Raw genomic sequence first — 11,958 nt, forward strand, 5'->3', positions numbered from 1 at the left:
CGTCATTTGATTTCCCGGAGCTTCTCGTTGAGGATCCGGCCGATCTCGGCGGCCGGTCCGGGTTGCAGCATGTGCGGGTGCTCGCATCCGATCACCCGGTGTTCGACGCGCCCCCCGACGAGGGGGCGCCAGAGCCCGGCCCGCGCGGCGAGTTCCGCGGCCGGCACGGAACGCTTCTCCTCGGCCACCAGGACCAGCAGGTCCGCGCTGTGGCGGGCGGGCTCATAGGCCTCGAACAGACGCCGGTTGTTGGCGAACACCGCCGCCAGCGCGGCGATGTCGCCGGCGTCCAGGCTGGCGAGGACGGACTGCCGGGCACGCAGCATGGCGGCCACCTCGCCGTGGTCCAGCGGCCCCTCGCCCAACGCGTCCACGTCGTAGCCGACATGGTCGAGCATCATCCGCAGGGCGTCCTGCTCGTCCGGGGTCCGGTCGGGCCCCGGCCGGCTGCGGTCGAGCGGGTACTCGTCGAGGTTGACGAGAAGGGCCACGTCGTCGCCCTGGGACTGCAGCAGCGCCGCCATCGCGTGGATGACCTGTCCGCCGAACGACCAGCCGAGCAGCACATAGGGCCCGGCCGGCTGGACCCCGCGGATCTGCTCGACGTAGTCGGCCGCCATCTCCTCCAGCGTCGCGGGGAGGGGGCCGCTGCCGCCGATTCCCCGGGCCTGCAGTCCGTAGACCGGGTGCTCGGGGTCGATGTGCCGCAGCAGGGAGGAGTAGTTCCAGCTCAGGCCGCCCGCGGCGTGTACGCAGAACACGGCGGCGCGGGTGCCCGCGGTGCGCAGGGGCAGCAGCACCGCCAGGGAGTCGTGGTCCTCCTCCTCGCCGCCGAGCCACTCGGCCAGTTCGGCCACGGTCGGAGCGGTCAGTACCGTGCGGATGGTCAGCTTCGCGCCGAACACGGACCGGACGCGACCCGCCAGGCTCATCGACATGATGCTGTCGCCGCCGAGGTCGAAGAAGCTGTCGTGGACGCCCACCACGTCCAGCCCCAGCACCTCGCGGAAGAGGCCGCAGAGGACCTCCTCCCGGGGGTTGCGCGGTCCCGTCCACTCCCGGGGGTTGCGGTCCGGAGCGGGCAGCGCCCTTCGCTCCACCTTGCCGTTGGCGTTGAGCGGGATCTCCGGGAGCGTCACGAACGCCGCCGGGACCATGTAGCCGGGTACGGCGGTGGCCAGACGCTCCCGTACGGCGGCCGTGTCGAGGGCACCGCCCGCCGCGGGCACCAGGTAGGCGACGAGGCGCCGGCCCACTCCGAGGTCGTCCCGGAGGACGACCACGGCCTGGCCGACGGCCCGGTCGGCGGTCAGCCGGGCCTCGATCTCGCCGAGCTCCACTCGGTACCCGCGTATCTTGACCTGCTCGTCGACACGGCCCAGGTAGTCCAGGGCGCCGTCGGCGCGCCGGCGGGCCAGATCACCCGTGCGGTAGAGCCGGGACCCCGGCCCGCCGAACGGGTCGGCGACGAAGCGGGACGCGGTGAGTCCCGGCCTGCCGAGATAGCCGCGGGCCAGCTGGTCACCGCCGATGTACAGTTCGCCGGTGCTGCCGACCGGAGCGGGCCGCAGCCGTGTGTCCAGCACGTACAGCCGGGTGTTCGCCGTGGGACGGCCGATCGGCACGGGACCCGAGGGGGTCGGGTCGCCCGGCTCCAGCCGGTGCACGGCGCAGCCGACGGTGGCCTCGGTCGGGCCGTACTCGTTGACGACGGCCACGTCCGGATGGGCGCGGCGCCAGGCGTCGAGCGTCTCACCGAGGAGCTGCTCGCCGCCGATCACCAGCTCACGGCGGGGCGAGAGCTCCGGGTCGGAGCCGGTCAGCAGCGGCAGGTGGGATGGAGTCACCTTGAGGAACGGCGGCTGAAGGCGCCGCTCCGTGGGCTGCTCCAGTTCGGCGACCTGCACACAGCCGCCGCTGACCAGCGGCCCGAACAGCGCGGTCACCGACATGTCGAAGGAGACCGGGGAGTGCAGGAGCGCCCGCTCACGCAGTGACGGATAGGCGCGTACGGCGTGGTCGAGGTACTGGGCCAGCGAGCGGTGCTCGATCACCACGCCCTTCGGCCGGCCGGTGGAGCCCGAGGTGTAGATGACATACGCCGGGCTCTGGGCGTGCGGGCCGCCGCCGTCACGGGCCGCCCGGCCGGTGCCGGCGCCGTCGGCGTCCCGCCGGTCGAGCAGGAGCACCGGGGCGGAGGTCGACGGCAGCGCGGCCGCGATGTCCGAGCGGGTCAGCACGAGCACCGGGGCGGCGTCGGCGATCACGTACTCCAGCCGGTCACCGGGGTCGGCCGGGTCGACCGGCAGGTAGCCGCCGCCGGCCTTGAGGACCGCGAGCGCGGCGGTCACCAGGTCGGCCGAGCGCGGCAGCGCCAGCGCCACCAGCCGCTCGGGACCGACCCCGGCGGCGGCCAGCTCCTCCGCGAGCCGGTCGGCCGCGGCGTTCAGCGCGGCGTAGCCGACCTCCGTGCCGTCTTCCAGCCGCAGCGCCGGAGCCTGAGGGGTGCGGGCCGCCTGGGCCTCGAAGAGCTCGTGGACGAGTGCCGTCGGGGCGGGCGCCGCCGTGGCGTTGAAGCCGTTGAGCAGGGTGTCGCGTTCCTCGGCGGTGAGCAGGTCGAGGTGGTCGAGCCGCTGTCCGGGCGCGTCGATCAGGGACCGGATGGCCCGCTCGACACGTCGCCCGATGACCTCGACGGCGCCGTGTTCGAACAGGTCCGTGCGGTAGCTGAAGCGCAGCCGCAGGGTCCTGCCGGGCATGGCGACCAGGCTGATCGGGTAGTGGTTGGCGTCCGTGCCGTAGCCGCCGACGATGCGCGGCCCGTCCTCCTCCCGGGGCGCTCCGCCGACCTCCACCGGGAAGTTCTCGGTGACGACGATCGTGTCGAACAGCTGGTCCGAGTCGACCAGGCGCAGGATGTCCTGGAGTCCGAGGTAGTGGTGGTCCATCACCGCCGTCTGCCGGTGCTGAACCTGCTCCAGCAGACCGGCCCAGGTGTCGCCGGGGACCAGCCGGACGCGGGCCGGGACGGTGTTGATGAACAGGCCGACCATGGTCTCCACGCCGGGGATGTCGGCGGGCCGGCCGGAGACGGTCACGCCGAACACCACGTCGTCGCGGCCGGTGAGTCCGCCGAGGACGACGCCCCACACCGCCTGGACGGCCGTACTGAGGGTGACACCGTGGTGGCGGACCAGCCTGGTCAGCTCCTCGACGGTCTCCTCCGGAAGCTCGACGAGCAGATCGCCCGGGACGTCGCCGCTTCCGCCGGCACCGTCGGCGGCGACCAGCGTGGCGCCGTCCACATCGGCCAGCACACCGCGCCAGGCCTCGCGGGCCGCCTGCTTGTCCTGCTGCCCCAGCCACTCCAGGTAGTCCCGGTAGGGGGTCGGCCTCGGCAGTACGGACTCGTCGCCGTCCGCCTCGTAGAGCGCGAACAGCTCGCGTACCAGGAGCGGGCCCGACCAGCCGTCCAGCAGCAGATGGTGGTTGGTCATCAGGAAGCGGACCAGGCCGTCGCCCATGCGTATCAGGGTGAAGCGCAGCAGCGGGGGGCACTCCGGGTCGAAGCGGCGCACCCGGTCCTCGTCCATCAGCGCGTCCAGCCGCGCCGCCCGCTCCGCCTCCGGCAGAGGGGTCAGGTCCAGCTCGGTCCAGGGCGGTTCCAGGTCGCCGACGACGATCTGTACGGGGCGGCTCAGCCCCTGCTGGAGGAAGCCGGCCCGCAGGTTGGGGTGGCGGCGCAGCAGGGTGGCCACGGCGCCGCGCAGCCGGTCGGTGTCCAGCTCGCCCGCCAGGTCGATGCCGAGCTGCACCGTGTAGATGTCCGGCCGGTCCTCGTCGAGCTGGGCGTGGAAGAGCAGGCCCTCCTGCATGGGCGTGAGCGGCAGGATGTCCTCCAGCCGGGACGTCGCGGCGGACTCCACCGCGTCGATCTCCCGCTGGGTGAGCGGGACCAGGGTCAGGTCCGAGGGGCTGTAGCCCCCGGACTCGGGGCGCTCCACATGGGCGACGAGCGCGGTGAGCGCGGTGAGCCAGTTCGCCCCGAGCTCCCGGATCTCCTCCTCGCCGAACAGCTCGCCCGCCCAGGACACGTCCGCGACCAGCCGCGGTCCGTCCGGCAGGTCCTGGGTCATGGCGTTGACGTCGATGGCGTGCGCCAACGGGCGGTCCGGATCGCCGCCGCCGTCGAGGTCGAAGCCCTCCGGGGCCGGCCCCCAGTCGGCCGGGCCGGCCTGGCCGGTGTCGTCGGCCCCGGCGAACCGCCCCAGGTAGTTGAAGCTGATCTGCGGGTCGGGGCGGCCGGCGAGCGCCGCCGCGGTCTGCGGGTTGAGGTGGCGCAGCAGTCCGTATCCGAGGCCCTTGTCGGGCAGGGCGCGCAGCTGTTCCTTGATCCGCTTGAGTACGTCGCCGACGGCCCCTCCGCCGGACCGGAAGTCGTCCCAGTCGTACCGTCCCGGGTCCAGACGGACCGGGAAGAGACTGGTGAACCAGCCGACGGTACGGGAGAGGTCGACGCCCTCGTGGAGCTCCTCGCGCCCGTGCCCCTCCAGGTTGACCAGCACCGGCCCGTCACCGCGGTTCCGCCCGGCGCGCCACTGGCCGACGGCGACCGCGAACGCGGTCAGCAGGACGTCGTTCATCCGGGCGTGGAAGGCCGCGGGCACCGTGGTGAGCAGCGCCGCGGTCTGCTCGGCGGGCAGCTCCAGGACGATCCGCCCGGCCGTCGACGTGACGTCGCGGCGGGGGTCCAGCGGCCGGTCCGCGAGCGAGGGGCCGGGGTCGGCGAGGGCATCCAGCCAGTAGGGGAGCTCCTCGACCCGCTCGGGCCGCTGGGCGTCCTCGGTGAGCAGCTGCGCCCACGCGCGGAACGAGGTGCCGACGGAGTCCAGCCGGGGCGCCGCGCCGCTGGCCCGCCCGGCCCACGCCTGCCGGAGGTCCGGCAGCAGGATGCGCCAGGAGACACCGTCGACCGCCAGATGGTGGATGCTGAGCAGCAGCCGCCCCGAGGCCTCGGGACCCTTGTCGAACCAGACGGCTTGGACCATGGACCCGGCCTCCGGGTCGAGCCGGTCCCAGGCGCCGCGGGTCTCCCGTGCCATCCGTTCCAGGGCCTGTTCGGCGTCGAGCCCGGACAGGTCGACGCGGTGCAGGCAGTCGGCGGCACGGACCGTTCCGGGTGCGGGAATCCCCAGGCTCCACACCACTCCGCCGACGCGGGTCAGCTTCATGCGCAGCGCGTCATGGTGGTCGAGCAGGTCCTGCAGGGCGGCCTCCGCACGGCTTTCGCCGAGGTCGGCCGGAACCACGATCATGTGGGTCTGGCTGAAGCGGTCGACCCGCCCGCCCCGTTCGCGCATCCAGTGGATGATCGGGGTCAGCGGCAGAGTGCCGATCCCCGCCGGCACCGGCGCGGCGGGTTCGGGCGCGGCTGGGGACTGGGCCGAGCTCCCGGCCACCGCGCCCTGGTCGGCGGTGGCCTCGGCGAGGCCCGCCACCGTCTTGTACTCGAACACGTCGCGCGGGCTCAGCCTGATGCCCGCGTTGCGGGCCTTGCGGACGAGCTGGATCGACATGATGCTGTCGCCGCCGGTGTCGAAGAAGCTGTCGTGGACACCGATGGTCTCCAGGCCGAGGACCTCGGTGAACAGCGAGCACAGCAGCTCTTCGCGGGCGTTGCGCGGTCCCTCGGTCTCCGCGGCCGTCGCGTAGCCCGGCTCGGGCAGTGCCCTGCGGTCGGTCTTCCCGTTCGGAGTGAGCGGCAGCGCGTCCAGCACCACCACCGCCGCGGGCACCATGTACTCCGGCAGTTCGGCGGCGAGCAGTGCCCGCAGGTCGGCGCCCTGGAGCGGGGCCGCGTCGGGCCTGGCCACCGCGTAGGCGACCAGGCGCTGATCGCCGGGGCGGTCCTCGCGGACCAGTACCTCGGCCTGGGCCACGGCCGGCCGGCGCAGCAGCACCGAGCGGATCTCACCCGGCTCGATGCGGAAGCCGTGCAGCTTGATCTGCTCGTCCGCGCGCCCGAGGAACCGCAGTTCACCCTCGCGGGTCCATGTGGCGAGGTCACCGGTGCGGTACATGCGCGATCCCGGGGAGCCGAACGGGTCGGCGACGAAGCGCTCGGCGCTCAGACCGGGGCGGCCGAGGTAGCCGCGGGCCAGGCCCTCGCCGCTGACGTAGAGGTCGCCGGGGGAGCCCGGTGGGACCTCGCGCAGCGCCGCGTCCAGCACGTACACCCGGGAGTTGGGCACGGGGCGGCCCATGGGGGGCTCCACGGCCCCCGCGAGCGGGGCGCTGATGGTGGCGCAGACGGTGGTCTCGGTGGGGCCGTAGGCGTTCACCATGCGACGGCCGGCGGACCAGCGGCCCGCGACCTCCGGGGGCGTCGCCTCGCCCGCGACGAGGAGGGTGAGCCCCGCGGGCACGTCGTCGTCGGCGAGCGCACCGAGCGCCGCGGGGGGAATGGTCGCCTGGGTGACGCGCTGTTCGGAGAGGAGCGCCGCGAGCGGAGCACCGAGGGCCAGACGGGCGGGTGGCGCCAGCACCAGCGTCGAGCCGGAGAGCAGTGCCTTGCACAGCTCGGCGAAGGCGGCGTCGAAGCTCGGGGAGGCGAATTGCAGGACGCGGCTGCCGGGGCCGAGGCCGAGCGCCTCCACATAGCCGGTGAGCAGGGAGCCGAACCCGGAGTGCGGGACGACGACCCCCTTGGGCCTGCCGGTGGAGCCGGAGGTGTAGATGAGGTACGCGGGGTTGCGCGGGTCGAGCGCGGCGTCGGGGGCGGTGGCCGGCGCCGCCTGGACGCGGGCGGCGGTGGCCTCGTCGTCGAGGACGAGCACGGTCGCCGAGCCGGTGTCCGGTAGCGAGGCGGCGATCTCCCGGGTGGTCACCAGCACACCGGGGGCGGCGTCGCCGAGCATGTACGCGATGCGCTCGGCCGGGTAGCCGGGGTCGACCGGCAGATAGGCCGCGCCCGCCTTGTGGGTGGCGAGGACGGCGGCGGGCCAGTCGGCGGAGCGGGGGAGGGCCAGGGCGACGAAGCCCTCGGGACGGGCGCCGGCCTCGCGCAGGACGTGGGCGAGGCGGTTGGCCCGGCGGTCGAGTTCGCCGTAGGTCAGCTCGGTGTCCTCGAAGACCACGGCGAGGTTGTCGGGCGCCGCCGCGACGCGCCGGGCGAACAGTTCCGGGAAGGTGCCGGTCGGCACGGCGCGGGCGGTGTCGTTGGCGGCCGCCAGCAGACCGCGCTCGTCGGCGGTGAGCAGCGAGACGTCCCCCACCCGCAGGTCCGGGTCGGCCGCGACGCGTTCCAGCAGGTGCACCAGGCGCCCGAACAGGGCCTCGACGGTCTCCCGGTCGAACAGGTCGAGCCGGAAGTCGATCAGCGCACGCAGGCCGTCGGGGCTGCCGTCGGCCGAGGCCAGCTCGTTGACGGTGAACGCCAGGTCGAACTGCGTGGCGTTGACGGGCACCGGGTAGGCCTCGGCGTCGATGCCGGGAATGCCGACCGAGGCGCCGGTGGCGTCCGCGACGTTCTGCACGTTGAGCCAGACCTGGAACAGCGGGTGCCAGGACAGCGAGCGCTCCGGGTTGAGCAGCTCCACCAGCCGTTCGAAGGGGACCTCCTGGTGGGCGTACGCGGCGAGGTTGAACTCGCGGACGCGCGTCAGGAGTTCACGGAAGGTCGGGTCGCCCGAGGTGTCGGTGCGCAGCACCAGCGTGTTGGCGAAGAACCCGACCATCGACTCCAGGGCCTGGTCGTTGCGCCCGGCGATCGGGGAGCCGAGGGGGATGTCGTCGCCCGCGCCGAGCGCGGACAGCAGGGACGCCAGACCGGCCTGGAGCACCATGAACAGGCTCGTCCCGGTCTGCCGGGCGACACCGGCCAGCTCGCGGTGGAGCCGTGCGTCCACGTCCACCACGACGGTGTCGGCGGTGTAGTCCGCCTCGGGCGGCCGGGGCCGGTCGGTGGGCAGCGCGAGGACGTCGGGGGCGCCGCGCAGGCGCGCCTTCCAGAAGTCGAGCTGCCGGGCGACCAGGCTGCCGGGGTCGTCCTCCTCGCCGAGCACCCGGTAGTTCCACAGCGTGTAGTCCGCGTACTGCACGGGCAGCGGCTCCCAGTCCGGGGCCCGGCCCGCGGATCTGGCCCGGTACGCCGCGCTGAGGTCGGTGGCCAGCGGGCCGGCCGACCAGCCGTCGCCCGCCACATGGTGGAGCAGGATGAGCAGCAGGCTGTGGTCCGGGGCCATCCGCAGCAGCGAGACGCGCAGCGGCGGCTCGGTCGACAGGTCGAAGTCGCGTGCCGCGTGCTCGGCGACCACCGTGTCGAGGTCCTGTTCCCGCACGTCGACGACGGCCAGTGCGGGGAGGTGCTCCTCGGGGGTGAGAACGCGCTGCCGGGCCACCCCGTCGGTCTCGGGGTAGATGGTGCGCAGCACCTCGTGCTGGACCGACACGTCCCGTACGGCGGCGCGCAGGGCATCCTCATCGAGGGCCCCGCGCAGCCGCAGTCCCAGACTGATGTTGTGCGCGGCGGCGCCGTGTTCGAAGCGGTTGAGGAACCAGAGCCTGCGCTGCGCGTACGACAGCGGGATGTGCTCCGGGCGTTCGACGGGCAGCACGGGCGGGCGGGCCTCGTCGGCGCCGCGCAGCCTGGCCGCCAGCTCGGCGACGGTGGGCGCCTCCCACAGCAGCCGCAGCGGCAGCTCCACCGAGAAGGCGACGCGGATCCGGCTGACCAGCCGGGTGGCGTGCAGGGAGTGCCCGCCCAGGGTGAAGAAGTCGTCGTGGACACCGATGGACGGCACATCGAGGATCTCCGCGAACAGACCGCAGAGGATCTCCTCCTGCGGAGTGCGCGGACCGGCGCCGGCGACGGACAGCGCGCCGAAGTCCGGGGCGGGCAGCGCCTTGCGGTCCGTCTTCCCGTTGGGGGTCAGCGGCAGTGCGTCCAGGCTGACGAAGGCGGCGGGCACCATGTACTCCGGCAACCGGGCGCCGATGCCCTCGCGCAGCTCGGACGCCGACACCGGGAAGCCGGGAGCGGCGACGGTGTAGGCGACCAGGCGCGTCTCGCCCGCGCTGTCCGCCCGCGCCACCACGGCGGCCTGGGCGACTCCGGCGAGTCCGCACAGGACGGTCTCGATCTCGCCCGGCTCGATGCGGAAGCCGCGCACCTTGACCTGGTCGTCGGTGCGGCCGGCGAACTCCAGATCGCCGTCCGGGGTCCACCGCGCCACGTCGCCGGTGCGGTACATCCGGGAGCCGGACGGACCGAACGGGCAGGCGACGAAACGCTCGGAGGTCAGGCCGGGGCGGCCGGAGTAGCCGCGTGCCAGGCCGTCACCCGCGATGTACAGGTCACCGGGCACACCGGGAGGCACCGGTGACAGCCCGCCGTCCAGCACATAGACCCGGGTGTTGGCGATCGGTCTGCCGATGACCGGCGCGCCGTCCACCTCGTCGATCCGGGCCGCGGTGGACCAGATGGTCGTCTCCGTGGGGCCGTAGACATTGGTCACCCGGTCGGCCAGTTCGGTGAGCCGGGCCGCCAGTGCCGCCGGCAGTGCCTCGCCGCCGACGAGGACCCGCAGTCCGCCGAGCGCCTCGGGGCACTGGGCCACGAGCGCCTGCCACAGGGTGGGGGTGGCCTGCATCAGGGTGGCGCCGGTGCTCCTCAGCAGCGCGGCCAGCCGCGGGATGTCGATGACCTCGTCACGGGTGGCCAGCACCACACCCGCCCCGGAGGTGAGCGGCACGTACAGTTCGAGGCCCGCGATGTCGAACGCGATGGTGGTGACGGCGGCCAGCCGGTCGCCCGGTCGTACCTCGCACCGCTCGCGCATGTCCGCGACGAGGTTGGTCAGGGCGTCGCGGGTGACGACCACGCCCTTGGGCGTGCCGGTGGAGCCGGAGGTGTAGATCGTGTACGCCGGGTGGTCGCCCGGCACCGGCACCGCCTCCATGGGCCCGCCGGACAGCGCGGCCAGCCGGCCGGCCACCCCGGGGTCGTCGAGCAGCACCCGCACGGCCCCCTCGGCGGCCGGCACCGAGGTGACGGTGGAGTCGGTGACGATGACGGCGGGCGAGGCGTCGGCGACGATGTACCGGACCCGCTCGGCCGGGTATTCCGGATCGAGCGGGATGTACGCGCCGCCCGCTCTGCCGACGGCCAGGAGTGTCGCCACCAGGTCGGCGCCGCGCGGCAGGGCGACCGCGACACGCACCTCGGGGCCGACGCCGAGACCGGTGAGCAGCCGCGCGAGGCGGTTGACGCGGTCGTCCAGCTCCCCGTAGGTGACGTCGGCGCCCCGCGTGACGAGCGCGACGGCATCCGGGTCGGCCGCGGCGGCGGCGGTGAACTGCTCGGGTACGGAGGTGACGGGCACCGCCGCGGCGGTGTCGTTCCATTCGGTGAGGACGGTCCGCAGCCGCTGTGGCGAGAGCACCTCGGCGCGGCCGACCGGGAGCGAGGGGTCGGCCTCGATCTGCTCCAGGAGGCGGCAGAGGGTGTCGAGCAGCTCCTGGGCGCGCTCACGGGTGAAGAGGTCGGGGCGGTACCCGACGCGCAGGCGCAGGGTGGGGCCGGGCGTGGGGAACAGGGTGATCGGGTAGTGCGTGGCGTCCTGGCCGGTGACGTCGGTGATGCGCGGTCCTTCGGTCTCCTCGGCCATCTCCGCGGAGTTCAGGGGGTAGTTCTCGAACACGACCAGGGTGTCGAACAGCTCACCCCTGACCTGGGTCGACTCCTGCACGGCGGACAGCGGGAGGTGGTGGTGGTCCAGCAGCCCGGCCTGCTGCCGCTGGACCGCCGCCAGCAGCTCGCTCCAGGAGGCACCGCGGTCGATGCGGACGCGCACCGGGAGGGTGTTGATGAACAGGCCGACCATCGACTCGACGCCGGGGATCTCCGCGGGGCGCCCGGACACCGTCGCGCCGAAGACCACGTCGTCGCGGCCGGTCAGCCTGCCGAGCAGCACGCCCCAGGCGCTCTGCACCACGGTGTTGAGCGTGACGCCGCAGCGGCGGGCCAGCTCTCCCAGGCGGCGGGTGAGGTCCTCGGGCACCTCGCCGACCAGGTCCTCGGGCGGTACGGCCGTGTCCGGGTCGGCGCCGGGCACCAGCAGGGTCGGTGAGTCGACGCCGTCGAGCACCGAGCGCCACGCCTCCCTGGCGGCGTCCTTGTCCTGCCTCTTCAGCCAGGCGAGGTAGTCGCGGTAGGGGGTGGCACGCGGGAGGGACGCGTCCTCGCCGCCGGCGCGGTAGTGCTGGAACAGCTCCCGCATGACCAGCGGCGACGACCAGCCGTCGAGCAGGATGTGGTGCCCGGTGAGCATCAGCCAGAAGGCGTCGGGAGCGACCCGGATCGCGGTCAGGCGCAGCAGCGGCGGTTCGGCCATGTCGAAGCGCCGTGCGCGGTCCCGAGCGGCGAACTCCTTCACCCTCGCGCGTTGCTCCTCCGCCGGACTCCCGCTGAAGTCCAGCTCCTCAAGGGGGAGTTCGACATCCCGGAGCACGACCTGCACGGGCTCGCCGCTCTTGCGCCGGCGGAAGCCGGCGCGCAGCCCGGCGTGCCGGCGCAGCAGCGTGGCGGCAGCGGTCCGCAGCGCCGCGAAGTCGGCGGGGCCCTCGATGCGGACGGCCAACTGCACCGTGTAGACGTCCAGGGCGTCCTCGGAGTACTGCGCGTGGAAGAGCAGCCCCTCCTGGAGCGGTGACAACGGCAGAAGGTCCTCGATGCGTGACTGCTTCACTGCACATGCTCCCTGGGCTTCTTCGAGATGCGATGGGGGTCGGGGTCTGTCGGCCCGGCCGGACGGCTCGGGCCGTGCGCCGGCTGTCACGCCCCGCCACTGGGGCACGCCTGATCACTCCCTGGGGCTCATGCCCGGGCAGGAGGAGAACGGTGGTGAATGCGACGCTAGCCTTCCTGCGACCGGATGGCGGAGGCAGATCAACAACTCG

Annotated in this window: 1 protein-coding gene; it reads right to left on the reverse strand. The window is 73.6% G+C overall.

The window, feature by feature from the left end; all coding sequences use genetic code 11:
* Positions 1-2: 2 nt before the first annotated feature.
* Entirely contained in the window at positions 3-11,747 is an 11,745-nt protein-coding gene (locus ABZ945_RS13025) for an amino acid adenylation domain-containing protein (protein WP_361267689.1), read from the reverse strand.
* Positions 11,748-11,958: the final 211 nt, after the last annotated feature.

This window comes from Streptomyces sp. NPDC046887 (assembly GCF_040644755.1).
GTDB lineage: Bacteria > Actinomycetota > Actinomycetes > Streptomycetales > Streptomycetaceae > Streptomyces > Streptomyces lichenis.